The organism is Sphingomonas kyeonggiensis, assembly GCF_014196745.1.
In the GTDB taxonomy this organism is placed as follows: domain Bacteria; phylum Pseudomonadota; class Alphaproteobacteria; order Sphingomonadales; family Sphingomonadaceae; genus Sphingomonas; species Sphingomonas kyeonggiensis.
The window spans coordinates 37,328-57,503 of record NZ_JACIEH010000006.1; the positions used below are offsets into that span (position 1 = coordinate 37,328).

At 66.5% G+C, this 20,176-nt stretch carries 16 protein-coding genes; 9 read left to right on the forward strand and 7 right to left on the reverse strand.

All coding sequences use genetic code 11. From position 1 onward, the window contains the following. Nucleotides 1–53 precede the first annotated feature (53 nt). The 5 genes from GGR46_RS24355 to GGR46_RS24375 all read left to right on the forward strand — a co-directional run bounded on the left by GGR46_RS24355 (nt 54) and on the right by GGR46_RS24375 (nt 5,224). Nucleotides 54–932, forward strand: a complete 879-nt coding sequence (locus tag GGR46_RS24355; RefSeq protein WP_184000698.1) for an OmpA family protein — start codon at nt 54–56, stop codon at nt 930–932. Nucleotides 933–1,233: 301 nt separating this feature from the next. Next, nucleotides 1,234–2,148, forward strand: coding sequence for a 5-dehydro-4-deoxyglucarate dehydratase (kdgD, locus tag GGR46_RS24360; protein ID WP_221263018.1), 915 nt, complete (start codon nt 1,234–1,236; stop codon nt 2,146–2,148). A gap of 30 nt (nt 2,149–2,178) precedes the next feature. Continuing rightward, the gene (locus GGR46_RS24365; RefSeq protein ID WP_184000700.1) at nt 2,179–3,069 is read left to right on the forward strand and encodes a LysR family transcriptional regulator; all 891 of its coding nucleotides are present in this window, start codon (nt 2,179–2,181) and stop codon (nt 3,067–3,069) included. Further along, on the forward strand, nt 3,066–4,616 hold the full coding sequence (locus tag GGR46_RS24370; protein WP_343058354.1) for a carboxylesterase/lipase family protein: 1,551 nt from the start codon (nt 3,066–3,068) through the stop codon (nt 4,614–4,616). The genes GGR46_RS24365 and GGR46_RS24370 overlap by 4 nt, the downstream gene beginning before the upstream one ends. Before the next feature lie 77 nt (nt 4,617–4,693). After that, on the forward strand, nt 4,694–5,224 hold the full coding sequence (locus GGR46_RS24375) for a dihydrofolate reductase family protein (RefSeq protein ID WP_184000701.1): 531 nt from the start codon (nt 4,694–4,696) through the stop codon (nt 5,222–5,224). 3 nt (nt 5,225–5,227) lie between these two features. Here the strand turns inward: GGR46_RS24375 and GGR46_RS24380 are convergent, their stop codons facing one another. Together GGR46_RS24380 and GGR46_RS24385 are read right to left on the reverse strand one after the other, a co-directional pair. Continuing rightward, nucleotides 5,228–7,060 carry a DUF8034 domain-containing protein gene (locus GGR46_RS24380; protein WP_184000702.1) on the reverse strand — a complete coding sequence of 611 codons (1,833 nt, stop codon included), beginning with the start codon at nt 7,058–7,060 and terminating at the stop codon, nt 5,228–5,230. Continuing rightward, nucleotides 7,057–8,367 (reverse strand): MFS transporter, encoded by a 1,311-nt coding sequence (locus GGR46_RS24385; protein ID WP_221263013.1) that lies wholly within the window; start codon nt 8,365–8,367, stop codon nt 7,057–7,059. Before GGR46_RS24385 ends, GGR46_RS24380 begins: the two co-directional genes overlap by 4 nt. Before the next feature lie 279 nt (nt 8,368–8,646). Between GGR46_RS24385 and GGR46_RS24390 the strand changes: the two genes are divergently transcribed. From GGR46_RS24390 to GGR46_RS24400, 3 genes are all read left to right on the forward strand, one after another. Further along, nucleotides 8,647–11,451 carry a TonB-dependent receptor gene (locus tag GGR46_RS24390; protein ID WP_184000704.1) on the forward strand — a complete coding sequence of 935 codons (2,805 nt, stop codon included), beginning with the start codon at nt 8,647–8,649 and terminating at the stop codon, nt 11,449–11,451. Nucleotides 11,452–11,713: 262 nt separating this feature from the next. Further along, nucleotides 11,714–11,902 (forward strand): hypothetical protein, encoded by a 189-nt coding sequence (locus tag GGR46_RS24395; protein WP_184000705.1) that lies wholly within the window; start codon nt 11,714–11,716, stop codon nt 11,900–11,902. Nucleotides 11,903–11,982: 80 nt separating this feature from the next. Next, a complete protein-coding gene (locus GGR46_RS24400; protein WP_184000706.1) occupies nt 11,983–12,216 on the forward strand; it encodes a hypothetical protein in 234 nt (77 codons plus the stop codon). A gap of 87 nt (nt 12,217–12,303) precedes the next feature. Here GGR46_RS24400 and GGR46_RS24405 read toward each other — a convergent pair whose 3' ends face one another. After that, the gene (locus GGR46_RS24405; RefSeq protein WP_184000707.1) at nt 12,304–12,900 is read right to left on the reverse strand and encodes a DUF4142 domain-containing protein; all 597 of its coding nucleotides are present in this window, start codon (nt 12,898–12,900) and stop codon (nt 12,304–12,306) included. A 138-nt stretch (nt 12,901–13,038) separates the two neighbouring features. Here GGR46_RS24405 and GGR46_RS24410 point away from each other — a divergent pair, with 138 nt between their 5' ends. Further along, a complete protein-coding gene (locus GGR46_RS24410; RefSeq protein WP_184000708.1) occupies nt 13,039–13,437 on the forward strand; it encodes a DUF3597 domain-containing protein in 399 nt (132 codons plus the stop codon). 31 nt (nt 13,438–13,468) lie between these two features. On the opposite strand, the gene GGR46_RS24415 is transcribed toward GGR46_RS24410, so the two are convergent. The 4 genes from GGR46_RS24415 to GGR46_RS24430 form a co-directional block, all read right to left on the reverse strand. Next, nucleotides 13,469–14,950, reverse strand: a complete 1,482-nt coding sequence (locus GGR46_RS24415; protein WP_184000709.1) for a tryptophan halogenase family protein — start codon at nt 14,948–14,950, stop codon at nt 13,469–13,471. 11 nt (nt 14,951–14,961) lie between these two features. Further along, nucleotides 14,962–15,999, reverse strand: a complete 1,038-nt coding sequence (locus tag GGR46_RS24420; protein WP_184000710.1) for a cupin-like domain-containing protein — start codon at nt 15,997–15,999, stop codon at nt 14,962–14,964. After that, complete coding sequence (locus GGR46_RS24425) at nt 15,996–16,700, reverse strand: SapC family protein (protein WP_184000711.1); 705 nt, start codon at nt 16,698–16,700, stop codon at nt 15,996–15,998. Before GGR46_RS24425 ends, GGR46_RS24420 begins: the two co-directional genes overlap by 4 nt. 261 nt (nt 16,701–16,961) lie before the next feature. Continuing rightward, on the reverse strand, nt 16,962–20,129 hold the full coding sequence (locus GGR46_RS24430; RefSeq protein ID WP_184000712.1) for a TonB-dependent receptor: 3,168 nt from the start codon (nt 20,127–20,129) through the stop codon (nt 16,962–16,964). Between the last annotated feature and the right edge of the window lie 47 nt (nt 20,130–20,176).

Below are 20,176 nucleotides of genomic sequence, written 5' to 3' on the forward strand. Positions count from 1 at the left end.
GACCCGAACACCCAAGGGACAGCCGGCGGGGGCAATTTTATGGAGGTTGCTCAATGCGTGTCGTTCTCAAAAAGCCAGGGGTCAGCTTCCTGGTCGCCATGCTGGCCGTCTCGGCTTCCGGCAGCGCCTATGCGCAGCAGCAGCAGAGCGCACCTGATTCGAATATCGTCGTCAATGGTCCCGCCCCGTCCGAACTGACGGAAGGACCCGAAATCAAGGGTGTCATCACCGCGCGCCACGGTGACCGGTTCAAGGTCGCCACCGCCGACGGCACCACGATCATCGCCATCACCGATACCACGCGGATCAAGTCCGGCGGCGGCTTCCTCGGCGGTGGCCAGAAGCTTGCGGCGGATTCGCTGCTCAACGGCCTGCCGGTCACCGTCAAGACGCTGCAGGCGCGCGATGCCCAGCCGGGCGGCGAGCTCTATGCGAGCCAGATCAACCTGCGGAAGAATGACCTGCGCACCGCGACGATGATCCAGAGCGGCACCTCGCAGCGCTTCGACGAGCAGACCGCGGCGACCGAGGCCCTGCGCGGCCGCATGGCCGATATCGACAAGTACAACGTCAAGAGCACGACCAACGTGCACTTCGATGTGGGCCGTGCGGACATCTCGCCGGACGACAAGTCGCAGCTTTGCACCGCGGCCAGCGAGGCCCAGCAGACCGAGAACGCGCTGATGCTGGTGGTCGGCTATACCGATTCGACCGGCAGCGACGATCTCAACCAGGAGCTCAGCGAGAAGCGCGCGGCCAAGGTGATCAACTATCTGCAGCAGGTCTGCGGCTGGAAGCCCTATCGCATGCTGACCCCGACCGGCATGGCCAAGGCCGACCCGCTGGCGAGCAACGATACGGCCGAGGGCAAGGCCCAGAATCGCCGTGTCGCGGTGAACATCCTGGTCAGCAAGAGCGTCGACGGCCTCTGAGCCCCAGGATGGGCTCCGGACGGGCCTGAGCGGATACCCGCACGTAAACGGGGTCGGAAGCGGCAAGCGCTTCCGGCCCCGTTTCACATCTGCTGCCTGCGCAATGATAGGAAACCTACCGCGAAAGGCCAGGCGCCGATTCCGGCAGCCTTCTCCCATCAAGCTAAGCCGTGCATCGATCCATCGCGGCTTTGGTTTGGACGGCGTGGCGCCAACCCAATAGCTAGCGATCGAACCCGACCCCTTGGAAACCGAGGGTGGCGACTAGGAGAAGATCGTGACGAGCTGGAACCCGGTTGAAATGGCGCGCAGCCTTGGCGGTGGCCTCCTGTCCTTCCCGGTCACCCATTTCGATGCCGAGGGCGGTTTCGTCGAAGATGCCTATCGTGCGCACTGTGCATGGATGCTCTCGCACGAGCTGACCGGCCTGTTCGCCGCGGGCGGCACCGGCGAGTTCTTCTCGCTCACCCCGGCGGAAGTGGTCACCGTCGTCCAGGCCGCCGTGGCCGAGGCAGCGGGCAAGCTGCCGGTCATCTCGGGTTGCGGCTATGGTACCGCGATCGCTACCGATATCGCCCGGGGCGCGGAGAAGGTGGGCGCCGATGGCCTGCTGCTGCTGCCGCCCTATCTGGTCGGTTCGAGCCAGGAAGGCCTGGCCGCGCATATCGAGGCGGTGTGCCGCTCCACCGGCCTGGGCGTGATCGTCTACAACCGCGACAATGCGGTGGTGAACGACGAGACGCTCGCCCGGCTCTGCGAGCGCAACCCGAACCTGGTCGGCTTCAAGGACGGCGTGGGGGACATCGAGCTGATGACCCGCATCTTCGCGCGGATGGGTGACCGGCTCACCTATATCGGCGGGCTTCCGACGGCGGAGACCTTCGCGACGCCGTACCTCACCATGGGCGTGACCACCTATTCCTCGGCGATCTTCAACTTCATGCCGGAATGGGCGCTCGACTTCTACCGCGCCGTCCGCGCCGGCAATCAGGCCGAAGTGATGGCCCAGCTCAAGGCCTTCGTGCTGCCCTATATCGCGCTGCGCAACCGCGGGCGCGGCTATGCGGTGTCGATCGTCAAGGCGGGCATGCGCGTCGTCGGGCGCGATGCGGGGCCGGTACGCACCCCGCTCACCGACCTCAACGCTGCCGAGCATGACGAGCTGCGCGCGCTGGTCGAGGCGGTCTGGGCAAAGTCTCCCGCCCACGCGGCGTGACAGCGGGCACGGAGGTGCTAGGCTAGGGTCATGTTCGAGCTAAGCCAGCTCCGCTGCTTCGTCGCCGCGGCCGAGGAACTCCATTTCGGCCGCGCCGCGCAGCGCCTGAACATGACCCAGTCGCCACTCAGCCGGCAGATCCAGCTGCTCGAGCGTATCCTGGGCGTCACGCTGCTCGAGCGGACCAGCCGCCAGGTGAGCCTCACCCCGGCTGGCCATGTCTTCCTGATCGAGGCGCGGCGGATCGTCCGGCTCGCCGAAAGCGCCTCGCTCTCCGCACGTCGGGTGGCGCAGGGCGATGCCGGCAAGGTGGCGATCGGCTTCACCGCAGTCTCGGGCTACGGCCTGGTGCCGCACATCGTCGCCAATGCGCGGGCCAGCCTGCCCAATATCGATCTCGACCTGCACGAGATGGTCAGCGGCGATCAGGTCGATGCGCTGCTCACCGGGCTGATCGACATAGGTTTTGTCCGGCCGCCGGTCGACCGGCACGAGTTCGAGACCCTGTGCGTGCTGCACGAGCCACTGGTCGTGGCACTGCCGCCGGGCGATCCGCGCCAGTCCAAGCCCAGCTTCGAGCTCGCCGATTTCGATGATGCGCCGCTGATCATGTACGCCCGCCAGGGCGCGGGCTATTTCCACAACATGCTGGTGCGGCTGTTCGACGATGCCGGGGTGTCGCCGCTCTATGTGCAGCACGTGACGCAGATCCATTCGATGCTGGGCCTGGTCCATGCCGGCCTAGCCGCCGCCCTGGTGCCGCAATCGGCGTCGGGGCTGCACCTGATGGACGTCCAGTTCCGCGCGCTGCGTACCGATCCGGAGAATCCGGTCGAGCTGCACATGGCCTGGCGCCGCGACAACGCCAATCCGGCGCTGGAGCCGATGCGCCGGCTCTGCGCGCAGACGGCGGGCGCGTGATAGACCGGCGCCGCGTGGTGCTGGGCGGCGCGCTGCTGCTGCCTGCCGGCGCCGCGCTGGGCAAGGGCAGAGGCGATCCGGTGGCTACCACCCGTCATGGCCGGGTGCGCGGGCTGAACGAACAGGGCGTGCTGGTCTTCAAGGGCGTCCGCTATGGCGCCGATACCAGCACCCGCCGCTTCCGGCGGGCACTGCCGCCGGTCGCGTGGAAGGGCGTGGCCGACGCCACGCGCTACGGCCTTGCCGCGCCGCAGACCAAAGCCGAGGAGCCGACCAGCGAGGATTGCCTGTTCCTCAATATCTGGACGCCCGCGCTGGATGCGGGGAAACGCCCGGTGATGGTCTATCTCCATGGCGGCGCGCATGCGCATGGCTCTGGATCGGACCCGCTCTATGACGGCAGCCATCTCGTCCGTCGCGGCGATGTGGTGGTGGTCACGCTCAACCACCGGCTGGCGGCATTGGGCTATGCCTATCTCGCCCAGCTCGGCGGACCGGCGGAATCGGGCAATGTCGGCAATCTCGACATCGTGCTCGCGCTGCAATGGGTGCGCGACAATATCGCGGGCTTTGGCGGCGATCCGTCGCGGGTGATGCTGTTCGGCCAGTCGGGCGGCGGCGCCAAGGTGGTGACGCTGATGGCGATGCCCGAGGCGCGCCCGCTCTTCCACCGCGCCGCGACGATGAGCGGCCAGCACGTCACCGCCGCCGGCCCGATGCACGCCACCGCGCGCGCCAGTGCCTGGATGGCGAGGGCGGGTACCGCCGATGTCGAGAGCCTTGCCACGCTGCCGGTCGAGAAGCTGGTCGAGGCGATGGGAATGACCGATCCGCTGGAGGGGAAGGGCGAGATCAGCTTCACCTCCACCCTCGATCACGGTGTGCTGCCGCGCCATCCGTTTGTCCCCGATGCCCCGCGCGAGGCAGGGCACATCCCGCTGATCGTCGGCAACACCCATGACGAAACCGGCTTCTGGCTGGGCGAGACCCTCAGGCGCGGCGACACCAGCTGGGACAATCTCACCGGGCGTGTCGCGGCGCAAATAACCAAGGATGTCGCGCCCGATTGGGTAGTGAAGCGCTACCGCGAGATCTATCCCCAGAAGACGCCCGGCGAGATCCTTCTCGCCGCGAGCACGGCCGGCCGTTCCTGGCCCGGCCATCTGATCCAGGCCGAGGAGCGGTCGAAGATCGGTGCGCCCACTTGGATGTACCAGCTTGATTTCCCCGCGCCCGAGGCAGGCGGTATCCTCGGCGCCTTCCACACGCTCGATATCCCGCTGGTGTTCGACAACAGCGACGCCAAAGGCTCGCGCACCGGCGACGGACCGGAGGCGCGGCGGCTCGCTGGGCGGATGGCGGACAGCTTCATCGCCTTTGCCCGCACCGGCGATCCCAATTGCACGAGCATCCCGGCCTGGCCGCGCTTCGACCTGGAGAAGCGGGCCACGATGCTCTTCGACATCGATATGCGCGTGATGAACGATCCCCGTCGCGAGGAGCGCCTGCTCTGGTCGGTTGCGCCTTATATCAAGCCGGGCGGGTAGTAGGCTTCGCCACCAGGGCTTGACCCCAAGGTCCGCTTCTTCTGTTCTGCGCGAAGGCCCCGGCAGGAGGATCGCGCATGGCGAAGCTGGTCTACGCACTGAACCAGTCGCTTGACGGCTATGTCGACCATATGAAGTTCCAGCCCGATCCGGTGCTCTTCCGGCATTTCACCGAGGATGTGCGGAGCCTCGCCGGCAACATCTATGGCCGCCGGATGTACGAGGTGATGCGCTATTGGGACGAGGACCAACCCGAATGGGGCGAGGCCGAGCGCAACTATGCACTAGTCTGGCGGGCCATGCCGAAATGGGTGGTCTCGCGCTCGCTGGGGTCGGTCGGTCCCAACGCCACGCTGGTCGCCGATGATCTCGGTGCGACGGTGCGCAGGCTCAAGACGACGCTGGAGGGGGTGATCGAAGTCGCCGGCACGCTGCTGGCCCGGAGCCTGACCGAGCTTGGGCTGGTCGATGAGTACCGGATGTACCTGCACCCGGTCATCCTGGGCAGTGGCAAGCCCTATTTCGCCGGTCCCCGGCCGCGGTTGCGGCTGGTTGCGGACGAACGCATCGGCGAGGACGTGATCCGGCTGACCTACGTTCCCGCCTGACGCTCACCTATTCCATGGAAACGCCAGTGTCGGCCGGTTCGCGAACCGCCGCATGGCCAGCTTCAGGCGAGCGCCACAGCCGGGCTCCAGCCGTAGCGTGAAGTCCGGCCGGCCGATCCGCGCCTCCACGCCGTCCAGCACCGCGCTCTCGATCCGGTGCTCGGCCCAGGCACCGCCCTGCACGACCACATTGCGCGGCGTTCTGCCGAGATTGACCAGGGTGACCTCCACCGAACTCTCCCCCAGCGCATGGACCAGAGCCGCGACATCCTCGGGCACGCCGGCGCGGCGCTTGTCGGCATCGAAATAGCGCAGGCGGCAATGGAGCGGCACGCCGCCCTGATTGGGCGAGGTTGGCGACCAGGGCGGGCGGCCGATGTGCAGCCCGCCGGTCATCAGCTGGATCAGGCTGGTGATGCTCGCCGGGGTAATGTCGAGCGGCCAATCGGCGAGGCGGGTGTCGGGCGTGGTCGGGTCTTCTGCCTGCGCCTTTTCGCGCTTGGCGATCCGGTCGAGATCGGCCTGCATCGCCCTGATCGGATAGCCGGGATTGGCGCCCTCGAGGAATGAGACCCAGGGATGCTCGCCCGCCGCGGCGCGGTCCCGCGGGTCCTGGGTGAAGTACCAGATCTCGAAGCCGTTGCTGCGATAGGGGCCGGGCTTCCAGCCATACCAGCCCTGGGCGCCATACATGGTCGGCGCCTCGAACTTGCCGTCGCGTTGCCGTCCGGCCTCGTTGATCCGGGCATTCTGGCGGCGCCACAGCTCGACATAGGAGAGGTCGCCCGTAAGCACGGTGCCGCCCATGAAGGCGGTGATCGAGCGCGGCACGCGGTTGCGGTCCTCGCGCTTGCCGGTCTGCGGCACGGTTGGGGAGAAGCCCCAGCCATAGGTGCCGCGCCACCAATTGGCGCCGACCTTGCCGTCGAGCCCGATATGGCTGGGCAGGATGTCGTTGTTCGCTTTCGCCCGATCCACCCAGGCATCGAGATAGTCTAGCGCCCAGCGCCGATAGCGCTCGCCGCCGCCCAGCGCATAGGCGTTTAGGCCCAGCGTGGTTGCCTGGAGGTTGAGCGGGTTGTCGCCGACCACCTCGCCATATTCGTTATAATGGTCGAGCGTCTGCTGGTAGGTCGTCTCGCCATGCTCCATGTGGAAGCGCTCGCCCGCCTCGAACGGGTCGCCGGCCCAGTCGAGCGGGGTCGCCTCGCGCAGCATCGGCCCGCGGCTGCCGTTCATCATGCTGCGGATGATCCGCCGCTCGGGATCGTAGTTCTGCACCGTCGGGTCGTGGCCGGTATAGAAATCGGCATAGCGCATCGTCCGCGCCAGCAGCTTGCGGTCGCGCGGAATGGACAGGCCCATCACGTTGAAGCTGGTCAGGCCTTCGGAGTTGTGCTGCCAGTCCATCTGGACCGGGAACTCGCGATGATACATGCCCTGCCGCGCGATCGGCACTTCGAGCGTACGCGCGGCGGTGTATTGCTTGAGGTGCCCTTCCCAGAAGCGCTGGGCCAGCGTCAGGATCCGGTCCGAGCCACCCAGCGCGTGGAGCACCAGCCAGTCATTGGTCGCCTCTGCCGCGTCGTCGGGGCCGTCATTGGCGCCCCAGCGCTCGAACACCTTCAGCCAGCCGCGCGCGTCGACGTACTTGGCGTAGAAGGCTTCGCACGCGGCGGCGTTGCGGGCGAGCAGCCTGCGCTGCATCACCGCCCAGTCCGGCGCGGCCATCTTGCTGCTGGCGATGAGCCGGGCAGGGGCGGCATGGGCCGCGGCGGGCAGGGCGACGGCACCGGCGGCGCCCTGGAGCAGGAAGCGGCGGCGATCCATCGTCATTCGGAAATCTCCACCCGGCGGATCGGGCCGGCGATGACCAGGAAGGCGAAGATCGTCAGCAGGCAGTGCGCGCCGACGAACACCAGCGCCAGGTCGAACGAACCGGTGCCCGCAACGATATAGCCGACCACGATCGGGGTCACGATCCCGGCGATGTTGCCGAACATGTTGAACACCCCGCCCGAGAGCCCGGCGAGCTTCTTTGGCGCGACATCGGCCATCACCGCCCAGCCGAGCGAGGCGACGCCCTTGCCGAAGAAGGCGACCGACATCAGCGTGACGACCAGCCATTCCTGATCGACCCATACACAGGCGATGATCGCGGTGGCGAGCAGCATGCCGACGGTCAGCGGCGTCTTGCGTGCCCAGTCGAGCGAGCCGGTGCGCTTCAGGATGCGATCGGAGATGAAACCGCCGGCGAGTCCGCCGACGAAACCGAACAGGGCAGGCGCGGCAGCGGCGAAGCCCGCCTCCATGATGTTCAGCCCGCGCTCCTTGACCAGGTAGATCGGGAACCAGGTGACGAAGAAATAGGTCAGCACGTTGATGCAATATTGCCCCAGATAGATGCCGAGCATCATCCGGTTGGCGATCAGCTTGCGGACATTGGCCCATTCGAACGCCGCCGAGGATCCGGCCTGGTCCTCCATATGGATCAGGCCGCCGCCAGCCTCGATCTCGTCGAGCTCGGCGCGGTTGATCGAGGGATGCCTGGCCGGGCTGTGGATGAAGCGCAGAAAGGCAAGGGTGGCGAGCAGGCCCAGCCCGCCCATCGTCCAGAACACCGAGCGCCAGCCAAAGCTGTGCGCCAGCCAGCCCATCAGCGGCACAAAGGCGACGATCGAGAAGTATTGCGCCGAATTGAAGATCGCCGAGGCCGTGCCGCGCTCGGCGGCGGGGAACCAGGCGGCGACCAGCCGGGCATTGCCCGGGAAGGACGGCGCCTCGGCCAGCCCGACGAGGAAGCGCAGCGCGAACAGCATTGCGGTGGCGGAAAGGATCGGCACCAGCCCGGCAAAGCCTTGGCTGAAGGTGAAGATCGACCAGAGCGCGATCGCGCCGGCATAGACGCGCTTGGTGCCGAACCTGTCGAGCAGCAGCCCGCCCGGGATCTGCGACAGCGCATAGGCCCAGGCGAAGGCGGAAAGGATGTAGCCGGTCTGCACCGGGGTGAGCCCCAGCTCGCCGGCAGCGGCGTTGCCGGCGATCGAGAAGGTCGCGCGATCGGCATAGTTCACGCTGGTGATCAGGAAGATCAATGCGATGATCGCATGGCGCACGCGCGTAGGCCGGCTGCCTTCGGTCAAGTCACTCTCCTTACGCACGGCGCGCCTGTAGCCGGCGCGTGGATGGCCTTTTTACGCCTACCGGGCGACGGGGACGGGGTCCAAGCCAAAAAGGGGAATGATCCAGTCTTGGCTTAGCTAGATCGTGCTGGTTTAGCGCTAGGCATCTTCCGATCAGTGCAAGATGCGCATTGATCCATGTCCGATTGAGGTTGGCCTGTTGCGCGGCTTCGCGGCTAACCAACCTGCAATCAAATCCGCTCGGAAAAGAAGCGGCACCACATGGGGAGACTGAAGGCGATGTCCCGCACCCGAATCCTGAAATCCGTCCTCGCATTGTCTGGCGCGGCCGCGGCGCTGGCAGTCGCGCAAGCCCAGGCGCAGGATGCGTCTGTCGATCCGGCACCCGAAGCGGCCGCTCCAACCCAGGACGAGGGCGCCGGCAACGAGATCGTCGTCAAGGGCTTCCGCGCCAGCCTCAACAGCGCGCTCAACCTGAAGCGCAACGAGACCGCGACGATCGACGCGATCAAGGCCGAGGACGTGGCCGAGTTCCCCGATCTCAACCTAGCGGAATCGCTGCAGCGTATTCCCGGCGTGGCGATCAGTCGCGTAAACGGCGAGGGCCGCAACATCTCGATCCGTGGCCTCGGCCCGGAATATAGCCGCGTCCGCATCAACGGCATGGAAGCGATCGGCACCACCGGCGGCACCGACAATTCGGGCGGCGTGAACCGCGGTCGCGGTTTCGACTTCAACATCTTCTCGTCTGACCTGTTCAACAGCCTGGCGGTGCGCAAGACCGCTACCGCCGATGTCGAGGAAGGCTCGCTCGGCGGAACGGTCGACCTGCAGACCGCGCGCCCGTTCGACTATCGCAAGCCGACTGCGGTGATCCAGGCGGCGGCGAGCTATAACGATCTGGCCCGCAAGGCGACGCCGCGCGTGTCCGGCCTGCTCACCACCAGCACCGCGGACGGCCGCTTCGGTGTGCTGCTCTCGGTTGCCTATGAAGAGCGCCACCTGGTCGAGGAAGGCGCCAACATCACGCGCTGGACCTATGGCGGGTTCAATGGCGGCTTCGCGCCGACTTCGACGATCGCCGGCAAGACAATCGCCCAGATCAACGACACCAATCCGGCCACCGCGCTCTATCATCCGCGCATTCCCGGCCTGGTCAGCTACGACATCCGGCAGAAGCGCCTCGGCGCGGCGCTCGGCGTGCAGTTCCAGCCGACCGAGAAGACGCTGATCTCGATCGATGGCCTCTATTCGCGGCTCGACGGCACCCGCCAGGAAGCGCAGTTCCAGGCGATCAGCTTCAGCCGCTCGGGCAGCGGCAAGCCGCAGACGATCATCCGCTCGGGCACCGTCGATGCGAACCGCAACATCATCAGCGGCACGTTCGATAACGTGGATCTGCGCACCCAGGCGCGTTACGACAAGCTGACCACGGACTTCTACCAGCTCACCGGCACGCTCGATCAGAAGATCGGGGAGTCGCTGAAGTTCGGCGCGGTGGTCGGCTATTCGCGCTCGGAGTTCCGCAACCCGATCCAGACCACGGTGACGATCGATGCGGCGAACACCAACGGCTTCTATTACGACTTCTCGACCCGTTTCCCGACGATCCGCCCGGGTGTCGACATCAGCAATCCCGCGACCTTCGCCTTCACCAACGGCACCTCCGAAGTCCGCATCCGCCCGCAGACCGTCGACAACAGCTTCACCAACGCCAAGGGCTTCCTCGAATGGACGACCTCGCCCGAGCTGAAGCTCAAGGCGGGCGTCGATTGGCGGCGGTTCGAATATGCCTCGACCGAGCAGCGCCGCCTGCAGGGCGAGACGGTGGTGACCACGCTCACCCCGGCCCAGTTGGCGCCGCTGACGACCGTCTTCTCCGGCTTCGGCCGCGGGCTCGAAATCCCCTCGGGCACGCCGACTTCCTGGGTGGTGCCGAACCTTCAGGCCTTCCAGGCCTATCTCAGCACCGCGACCAACCCGACCTATGCGATCGGCGGGGTCGAGAACGCCACGGCGCGCGGCTCGTTCGTCACGGTGCGTGAGGAGGATCTCGGCGCCTGGGGCATGGCCGAGTTCAACCTCGCCAATGCCGGCGTGCCGATCCGCGGCGATGTCGGCCTGCGCTATGTGAAGACCGACCAGTTCTCCACCGGCTATGCCAGTCAGGGCACCGCGATCAACCTGGTCAGCGCGGATCGCAGCTACGAGAACTGGCTGCCCTCCGCCAACCTCGTCTTCGACGTGACCGACAATCTGATGGTGCGCTTCGCCGCCGCCAAGACGATCGCCCGCGCCGGCATCGGCTCGCTCACCCCGGGCGGCAACCTCAACGTCTCGGGCGGCAACCGCACCTTCAGCTCGGGCAATCCGGATCTGAAGCCGACCAAGTCGACCAACCTCGACGCCTCGATCGAATGGTATCCGACGCGCGGCGCGATCTATGCGGTCTCGGCCTTCCAGAAGGACATCGGCACCTTCGTCCAGACGCTGAGCACCACCGTGCCCTATAGCAGCCTGGGCCTGCCCAACTCGCTGCTGAACGGGACCACCGCGAGCCCGACCGACGCGTTCATCGTCAGCCAGCCGGTCAATTCGAAGGGTGGCCTGCTGCGCGGCTTCGAAGTGAACGTGCAGCAGCCCTTCAGCTTCCTCCCGGGCTTCCTCAGCAACTTCGGCCTGCTGGCCAACTACACCTATGTCAGCTCCGACATCGAATATCTGACTGCGGCCAATGGCTCGACCACGGTGAAGGCGCCGCTGCTCGGCCTGTCCAAGCACGCGGCCAACGGCACGCTCTATTATGAGACGAAGAAGTTCTCGATCCGCGGATCGATCGCCTATCGCTCCAACTACCTCACCGCCGTGCCGGGTACCGAGGGCAATTCGTACAACGGCACCAATGCGACGACCAACATCGACGCGCAGGTCTCCTACAACGTCACCGACAAGTTCAAGATCAGTCTCGAGATGATCAACCTTACCGACGAACTGAACGACCAGTTCGTCGATGCGACCAACCGGCTCAACGTGCTCACCCACAGCGGCCGTCAGTTCGTCCTGGGCGCGCGGCTGGCCTTCTAAGCCTCCGGGCCAGTCATCCCTCTCCCGGGAACGGGGCCAGCCTCCCCCTCGGCTGGCCCCTTTTTTCCTGGGCCCGATCTGCGCGGAACCCGTTCGGATCGCGTATCCACCCACACCGCGGAAGCCCGGAGAAGTCGCGCAGCCGCCGGGCATCGAACTCATGGTCATACTGGCGGCGGGTAGGTCCGGACGATTTCTCAGGAACTAGGATGCGCCTGGCCGGGTTTTCTCAGTGCGGATACGGCAACGAAAGGGAGAGCGCATGTCCAAATCGATTATCGAGCGCGGGCTCGAGCTGGCGAACAGCGGCGCGTATCGGCGTGTCGAGGAGATCGAGCGCGAGGTGTCGTTCGAAGGTTATTCGAACGCCGCGCAGCATTTCGCGGCGCCTACCTTCCGCAAGCAGCTGCGCAACCTGATGCAATCGTCACGGGCCTCGCGACTGGTCTGAGGTGGCTGGATTGCGATATCGGCGGAACATGGTTCACCTATGTTGGTGCCGAAGCGGGCGCGCGGGTTCAAATAGCTCCGATGAACGGAAAGAGCCTGATCGAGCGTGCGATCGAACTTGCCCGGTCGGGCGCCTATGAGCGGATCGATCAGATCGAACGGCAGTTGAATGCGGAGGGCTATTCGAACGTCGCCTCGCATCTGGACGCGCCTTCGTTGCGTCGGCAGCTTAGCCAGCTGGGTCGAGCCGCGCGGGGTGAACCTCCGAAGGCGCGTGGACGGCCGCCTGTGCCGCGGGATCCCGCCGACGCCTGATTGGAGTGATGCGATGAATGCGCCCGCTCGGAGCACCAACGCAACAAATTAGGGCGACCCCGCCGAAGCGCGGCCGCCCTTGTCGGCTCAGGGCTTCAAGCCCTTAGCCATGTTGAGATGCGCGGCGACGGTGGGGCTCAGCTTGGTCGCGAAATCGCGCAGCGATGCCGGCACATTGGCGTCAGCGGAACTGACCTTCAGCGCGGCGAGCGTCTTCTCGTGCGCATCCACCTGTGCCCCGGCATAGGCCTTGTCGAAGTCGGCGCCCTTGAGCGGCTTCAGCGAATCGAGCGTCTGTTGCTGTTCGGCGGTCAGCGTCGGATCGGGCGTGATCGCCGGGGCGGCGGCGCCGGCGGCGGTCTTGAGCTTGGCGGTCGATTCGGTGTGGGCCTTGATCATCGACGCGGCGAATTTCTTCACCGCCGCCGACTCTGCCTGGCTCTCGGCGAGTTTTGAGCTGGCGATCTCGAAGGCATCGTTGGAAGCGGCGGCGTTGGCGAAGGTCTGGCCCGCGGAAGCGGTGGGCGCGGGCGCCATGTCCATCCCATTGGCCATCATCCCGGCATCGGTATTGGCGGTCGTGGTCGTCGTGGTGGTGTCGGTGCTGGTGGTCTCGGTCTTCGAGCCGCAGCCTGCGAGCGCGAGCGCGGCGGCGCCCACTGTCATCCAACGAACTATCTGCATCCGTACCTCCCTGGCATGGCCCCGCAAGGAGGGGGCTGTCAGGGGAACGCCCACCTTTATCGCCCGTTCCGCCCGAACCCTTTGATGGCACGTGCGTTCTGGAGGGGCGCCGCGTCGGCGCATGGACGGGAGGAAGAGATGAGCATCTTCGGCAACATCATGGGGAAGATCTTCGGGCACAAATCGGCCGCGCCCGCGCCAACCCCTGCACCCGAGCCCGCGCCTGCCGAGGCGGCGGCTGCGCCCGCACCGGCGCCGGTGCCCGAACCTGCCGCGCAGGTCGATGTCGGCGCGGTGCTTTCCGAGATGGCGGAGATGAAGGGCGGCGGCGGCAACTACCAGACGTCGATCGTCGACCTGCTCAAGCTGCTCGACCTCGATTCGAGCCTGGATGCACGCAAGGAGCTCGCCGAGGAGCTGGGCGTCCATGCCGGCGAGCATGGCAGTGCCGAGCAGAATATCGCGCTGCACAAGGCAGTGATGGCCAAGCTCGCCGAGAATGGCGGCGTGGTGCCGGACAGCCTGCGCAACGCCTGACGCGCGTGCCTGGGGCCGCTATCCTGCCCGCTCAGGCGGCGAGATAGCGGTCCAGGAACTGCTGGTGCCCCGGCATCTGCGCCACGGTGCGCGCGATGCCGGACTTCAGCTCGCCGAGCGCGGTCTGCAGTTCGCCCTCGACGATCATCCGGCCCATGTGATGATGGTTGCGCGGCTCCAGCCGCTGGCCGAGCATCACCTGCACCCAGCTATCGACCCGGAACAGGTCGTCCGATGCCTGCCAGGCGATCGCGCCGTCGCGGAACGCCGCGATCCGCTCGGCGAGCGAGTCGGGGATCTCCATCGTCCGGCAATGATCCCAGAAGCCGCCATCGTTCCGCTGGTTCAGATGGTAGTGGAGAATGATGAAGTCGCGGATCCGCTCGATCTCGACATGGCTGAGCGCGTTGAACCGGGCCGCGACGCCGTCGCCGATCCCGCCGAACGGGAAGAGCTGCACCAGCCGGGTGATCGCGATCATGATCAGGTGGATGCTGGTCGATTCCAGCGGCTCGACGAAGCCGCTGGCCAGGCCGAGCGCCACGACGTTCTTGTCCCACACTTTCTTGCGGCGGCCGGCCTTGAAGCGGATCAGGCGCGGTTCGATCAGCGTCTTGCCTTCGATGCGGCTATCGAGCAGCGCGCGAGCCTTGTCGTCGTCCAGAAAATCCTTCGCATAGACCAGCCCGTTGCCGACGCGGTGCTGCAGCGGGATGCGCCATTGCCAGCCGGCCTCATGGGCCGTGGCCCGGGTGTAGGGGACTGCCGGGCCAACCGACTCGGTCTGCACCGCGAGCGCGCTGTCGGTGGGGAGCCAATGGCCCCAATCCTCATATCCGGCATGCAGGGTCTGTTCGATCAGCAGGCCGCGGAAGCCGGTGCAGTCGATGAAGAGATCGCCCTCCAGCCGCTCGCCCGAGGCGAGCTTCAGGGCGGTGACGAAACCGGTCTCCGGATGCTGCTCGACGCTTTCGATTTTACCTTCGATACGGGTGACGCCCTGCGGTTCGGCGAAGGCGCGCAGGAACCGCGCGTAGCGGCCGGCATCGAGGTGGTAGGCGTAGTTGATGTGCCCCTGTTCGGGGATGGCGAAGCGTTCGGCCTTGGCTGCCTGCAGCTCGAAGCAATAATCGCCGAGCTCGCCGCCCCAGCCTTCCTCGCGAGCCTCGAGCCAGAAATGGTGGAAGTCGCCCATCCAGGTCGATTTGCCGATCTGGCCGAAGCTGTGGATGTAGCGGTCACCCTGCTTCGCCCAATCCTCGAACAGGATGCCGAGCTTGAAGGTGGAGAGCGTCTCGCGCAGGAATGCCTTCTCGTCGATGCCGAGCAGCTGGTGGAAGGTGCGCGCGGTGGGGATGGTGCTCTCGCCGACGCCGATCGTGCCGATCTCGTCACTCTCGACCAGGGTGATCTCGAGCAGCGGCCCGAGCAGCTTGGCGAGCGCCGCCGCGGCGATCCAGCCGGCGGTGCCACCGCCCGCGATCACGACGCGCCTGACCGGTGCCTGATCCATCCCCGTTCCCCTTAGCGATTGAGCTTGTTGATGATCTGCGCGCGCAGCCGCCGCGCCGATGTCGCGTCGATCGGCGCGAGCGCACCCTGAGCATGTGCAGGCAGATGCGCCGCCGCCTGGTCAGCGGGGCCGAAGACATAATAGTCGAACATCGCCTTCCACGCCGCCTTCTCCGCCGGCGAGCGGTCGCGCAGGCTCAGCATGGCGTGGAGCAGGGTGGTCTGCGGCGTGTCGAGAAAGGCCGGTGCCTCGTTCCACCAGTAATTGACCAGCACGTTGAAGCGTTCGAGCGCCTCGACATGATGCCACCACAGCGCGGGATAGAAGAGCAGGTCGCCCGGCTCCAGCTCGGCCACCTGGGCCGCCGCCATCGCCGCATGGAAGCGGGGGTGGGCGCCGAAGTCCGGATCGGCAAAGTCGACCATCGCGATCACCTGGCCACCAGGCGTCGGCTCGAGCGGGCCCGGATAGAGATTGGCGACCTGATCGGGCGGGAACAGGGTGAAGCGCCGGCGCCCGGCCGCGCAGATCGCCATGTTGTGCGACATGTCGTGATGCGCATGCGCGGTGGTGCGGTTGCCGATCCAGATGCTGGCGAGCACGCCGTGCGCGAACATCGGATCAACGAGCGGCAGGTCGTTCTCGGCGCGGAAGCCGGGCAGATAGCGGTCGAGATCGGTCGAGCCGACATAGAGGCTCTCGGGATCGGCATCGTCGAGCCCGGAGCGCAGCCGCTCCAGCAAATCGGTCATGCCAACCCGGGCGCCCTCGAAATTGAAGCCGGTGAGGTCGGGATTATAGTGGAAGCGGCCGTGGATTCCGGGCGGGCCGGTGAAGCCGACCACCGGCTGGCCGGAATCGAAGCGCTCCAGATAGGCGATGGCGGCGGCGTCGCCCTGGCGTGCGGCGGCGACCAGCGGCCAGTCGCGCGCGACGCCGCGCAGGAGGACCGGCGCCTGGGCTTCGAGCAGCTCGGCATAGGGGATGGCGTCGAGCGGAACGCCGTGCAGCTCGCGGACCCGCGGGGCGCTGGCCGCGACGACGTTCACGCCGCCGCCATGGTCTTGCGCTCGATCAGCCGCGACATGTTGCCGAGCGATGCGGCGATCAGGAAGGCGGGGCCGAGATAGCCGGCGCGGTGCAGCGCATCCAGCTGCGCGGAATCGAGCGCATCGAGCCGCTCGGCGGCGAGCACTTCATGGTCGGCGATCATATAGCGCCGCTCCTCGTCGAGCATCAGCTCGAGCGCGACCGGCTGGATCAGCCCAAGCGCGTCGAACGCGGCGTACATCGCCGGCGCTTCTCCCATGCCGACGTGGATCGCGGCGAGGATGCGCCCGACATGGTCGAGATAGCGGCTCTGCCCGCCATGCGGCAGGAACAGCGGCTCGCCGTCCGCGGCATCGACCCGGGGATCTTCGAAGTCGATCTGGATCACGGCGCCCACGCCATCCTCGGCCAGGCCGATCAGGAAGGGGCCGCGCTGGAGGATCAGCGGGATGTGGCGGCTCGCCCAGCGATCGCCTTCGAGGAACAGGTTCTCGTCGCGGTCGAGCCCGAGCAGGGCGACGGCCTGAAGGCCCTCGACGGGATCGCGATTGAACAGGATCGGGAAGTCGCGTTGCGCGTCGGCAAATTCGGTTGGGAAAAGCAGCGCCTGGTTGACCGCGTCGCCATGCGCGGCGCCGTAGCGGAGCGCGACGCGCAGTTCGGCATGGGCGACATTGTCGAGGGCGACCGGTCGGGTCATTGCTTGCATCCGGCTTGTGGGAGGCCAGCATGGCGCAAAGCGCGCCGGGCCTCAATCGATTGGAGAAAGGGGCCGCCGCACATGGCGGCAGCCCCAGTTCCCCCTTTTCCCTTTCCCTCTCTCCGCCTGCGGGGAGAGGGTGGCGAGGCATAGCCGAAGCGGGGAGAGGGGCAGTGCGTGTCCCCCCGTTATGCCCCTCTCCCCGGTCCTCTCCCCGCTGGCGGGGAGAGGGAGATGGGCTTCACCTCGCTACCGCTACGATCAGAACTTGAAGCGGGCACCGAGCAGGAAGCGCCGGTCGAGTTCCTGCGCGAACCAGAGCTGCTTCTCGTTGCGGGCATAGGTCCGCACCGAAGTCTCGGTGAGGTTGATGCCCTCGAGCGTCACGGCGATGTTCGGCGTGAACTCGTAGCTGATCGTGGCGTCGAGCTGGCCGAACGGCGCGGTGAACTCGGGGTTGCGTGAGCCCTGGCGGTTGATCCCCGAGAGGAACTTGTCGCGCCAGTTATAGGCCACGCGGGCCGAGAGGCCGTGCTTCTCATAGATCAGCGTGCCGCTGACCGTGTCCGACAGGCCGAGCAGGGCGAACTGGTCTTCCGCCGGGCTGGCGCCCAGGTTGAAGCCCACGTCACCACGCACCAGCGTATATGCCGCCGCGATGCCGAAGCCCGTCGAGCCCAGGAAATACTGGCCGGCGAGTTCGACGCCGTAGATTTCGGCGTCCTTGTTGTTGATCGGCTGCGTCACCTGGAACTGGTAGAGCGGATCGCTCGCATTGCCGTTCAGGTCATAGGTGTTGTTGATCGTCTTGACGAAATTGTCGTCGAGCGAACGCGTCGCCGGATTGTAGTTGGCGGCGAATTGCGCCGTCGCCGCCGCCACCGATCCGGTCGCCTGGATCAGTGCCGACATGACGAACAGGTTCACGTCGCTGGTATCGGCGCCGAGGCCGCCCAGTGCGGTCTTGGCCGAGCCGGAACGGCTACCCGCCGCGCCCGAGCTCGGATCGCGCAGGCCGAACAGCGAGGAGGTGTACTGGCCGTTGCCGATGAAGTTGCGCACGCGCTTGTCGAAGAACGCGACCGACACATAGCTGTCCGGCTTGAAATACCATTCCAGCGAGGCGTCGAAGTTGTCCGATTCGAGCGGCCGCAGACGGGCGTTGCCGACCGACGCGCCGGGGATACCGCCATTGTTGGTCGGACGCGGCGGGCCGCCGACCGTCGTCGCGGTGTAGAGGTTGTTGTAGTTCGGCCGGGCGATCGTCTTGCTGTACGACAGGCGGCCGATCAGGTTCTTGGCGAACTCGACCTGGAAGTCGACCTGCGGCAGCAGGTTGCTGTAGCTGCCGCCATCGGTGACGAACTGGGTGTTGTTCGAGATCGACACGGTGAAGTCGTTGTCCGACACCCAGGCGATGCCCGCCGGGATGGCTTCCAGCGACGTGGTCGTCGACTTGGTGTGCTCGTAGCGGACGCCCGCGACCAGGCGTGCCGGCGCGCCGCCCAGCTCACCCTTCCAGGTCAGCTGGCCATAGGCTGCCCAGATCTCTTCCTTGACCCGGTTGTCCTGGCTGCTGGTGACGCCAACCGCCTTGCCCTGGCTCGCATAATAGGGCGAGAGGATCGAATAGAGGTCCGAGGCCACGCCGCGGAAGGCGATCTGCGATTCCGGATCGCCGCCCGGGTTGAACTTGTGGAACTTGCACTCGAGGCAGAAGGCCTGGAGCGCGCCCGGCGCGCGCGCGTTCACGTCGCCCGGATTGTTGATGCCCCAGTCGCCCAGCGTCTGCTGGGTGGCCTGGAAGGTCTGGCGCATGTCGGTGGTGCGATAATTGCCGCCGAAGTCGAAGCGGCTGTCGCCGCCCAGATCCCAGCCGAAGTCCGCACGCAGCTCCTTGACCTTCTGGCGCTGGGTCGAGCGATTGGTGCGGCCGACCTGCGAGCCGACATCGTTCACGTCGAGCGGGCCCGCCGCGCCATAGGTGATGTCCTGCTGCGGGATGCCGTGCGAATAGTCGACCGAGTGCGAGGCGACGACGTTGGCGCCCATGCCCACCAGCGTGGAGCTGACGCCATTGGGATTGTCCGGCGTGCTCGACGAGGTCGAGATATGGCCGTCGAGCTTCAGCGAGAAGTTGCTGGCGAACTGCCACTCCAGGTTGAGGCCGTAATCCTCCAGCTTGCCCTTCTGCGCGCGCGACTGGGCCTCGAAGCCTTCGTCCTTCTGGCCGTTGATCGTCTCGTGCAGATACTGGGCGGTGGCGACGGTGGGATTGCCGTCGAAGGTCACCACGTCGAACGGGCGGCTGAACCAGTTCGAGAGGTCCGAACGCGTCTCGCGCTGCTTGTTCTGCGCGTACAGGGCGTCGGCGGTGATGGTCAGCGCGTCGGTGGGCCTGAACTGGACCACCGCCTGGCCGTTGATGCGCTCACGCGAGCCCTCGGCATAGTGGTAGCGGCTGTCGTTCGGGATCGCGACGAGCTGGTTCGGGTTCGTCGGCGCGTTGTTGACCACGGTGCAGGTCGGCGTCGGCGTCGTCGTCCCTGCCGGGCATGCGCCGCCCGAACGGGCGAAGCCGCCGGTCAGGAAGGTGCTGTAGGGGATGATGTTCCAGTCGTTCGACGTGGCGGCGATCGAAGTGTAGTTGCGCTTCTGATAGCTGCCGAACAGCATCACGCCGAAGCGCTGCTCCGGATCGCTCCAGCTCACCACGCCGGAGACTTCCGGCGTGACCTTCGAGCCGCAGTCGATGCAGTTGTTGACGCTGGTGTCATAGACCGCCTTGGCGCCGATGCTGCCATGGAGGCCGGTCTTGTTGTCGTCGAGCGGCTTGCGCGAGACCACGTTGATCGTGGCGCCGATGCCGCCCGAGGGGACCGCCGCGCGGCCGGTCTTGTAGACTTCGAGCGTGCGCACGCCTTCGGTCGCCAGGTTCGAGAAGTCGAACGAGCGGCTGGTGCCCTGGGCGCCGTCGGCATTCTGGTCGCCGCCGACCACCGAGACGGCGGCGGTGGCGAGCTGGCGGCCGTTCAGCGTGACCATGTTGTAGGTCGGGCCGAAGCCGCGGACGGTGACCTGCGAGCCCTCGCCGTTGGTGCGGTTGATCGACACACCCGGGATACGCTGCAGCGATTCGGCCAGGTTGGTGTCGGGGAACTTGCCGATGTCCTCGGCCGAGATAGCATCGACGATGCCGGGGGCCTCGCGCTTGATCTGGATCGAGCGCTCGAGGCTGGCGCGAATGCCGGTGACGACGATCGCGCCGTCGTCCTGCGGCGTCTCGGCGACCTGGCCGCCGTCGCTGGCCTGTGCGCTGACAGCGTTGTCGGTCTGCGCATGGGCGAAGCTGGGCATGGCGAGCCCGACGGCAACGGCGAAGATGGATGCGGAACGCGCAAGTATAGGCGTGCGCTTGAAGCTAGTCATAACCCCTCCTCTTGGCGCCCCTGAACCGGACGCGACTTTTTATTTAT

Excerpts from the sequence above, each read along its gene's own strand:
- GGR46_RS24405 (WP_184000707.1), bottom strand. The coding sequence starts at position 12,900 with ATGCAGATAGTTCGTTGGATGACAGTGGGCGCCGCCGCGCTCGCGCTC.
- GGR46_RS24410 (WP_184000708.1), top strand. The coding sequence starts at position 13,039 with ATGAGCATCTTCGGCAACATCATGGGGAAGATCTTCGGGCACAAATCG.
- GGR46_RS24425 (WP_184000711.1), bottom strand. The coding sequence starts at position 16,700 with ATGACCCGACCGGTCGCCCTCGACAATGTCGCCCATGCCGAACTGCGC.
- GGR46_RS24415 (WP_184000709.1), bottom strand. The coding sequence starts at position 14,950 with ATGGATCAGGCACCGGTCAGGCGCGTCGTGATCGCGGGCGGTGGCACC.
- GGR46_RS24400 (WP_184000706.1), top strand. The coding sequence starts at position 11,983 with ATGAACGGAAAGAGCCTGATCGAGCGTGCGATCGAACTTGCCCGGTCG.
- GGR46_RS24355 (WP_184000698.1), top strand. The coding sequence starts at position 54 with ATGCGTGTCGTTCTCAAAAAGCCAGGGGTCAGCTTCCTGGTCGCCATG.
- GGR46_RS24395 (WP_184000705.1), top strand. The coding sequence starts at position 11,714 with ATGTCCAAATCGATTATCGAGCGCGGGCTCGAGCTGGCGAACAGCGGC.
- GGR46_RS24375 (WP_184000701.1), top strand. The coding sequence starts at position 4,694 with ATGGCGAAGCTGGTCTACGCACTGAACCAGTCGCTTGACGGCTATGTC.
- kdgD (WP_221263018.1), top strand. The coding sequence starts at position 1,234 with ATGGCGCGCAGCCTTGGCGGTGGCCTCCTGTCCTTCCCGGTCACCCAT.
- GGR46_RS24430 (WP_184000712.1), bottom strand. The coding sequence starts at position 20,129 with ATGACTAGCTTCAAGCGCACGCCTATACTTGCGCGTTCCGCATCCATC.
- GGR46_RS24365 (WP_184000700.1), top strand. The coding sequence starts at position 2,179 with ATGTTCGAGCTAAGCCAGCTCCGCTGCTTCGTCGCCGCGGCCGAGGAA.
- GGR46_RS24380 (WP_184000702.1), bottom strand. The coding sequence starts at position 7,060 with ATGACGATGGATCGCCGCCGCTTCCTGCTCCAGGGCGCCGCCGGTGCC.
- GGR46_RS24390 (WP_184000704.1), top strand. The coding sequence starts at position 8,647 with ATGTCCCGCACCCGAATCCTGAAATCCGTCCTCGCATTGTCTGGCGCG.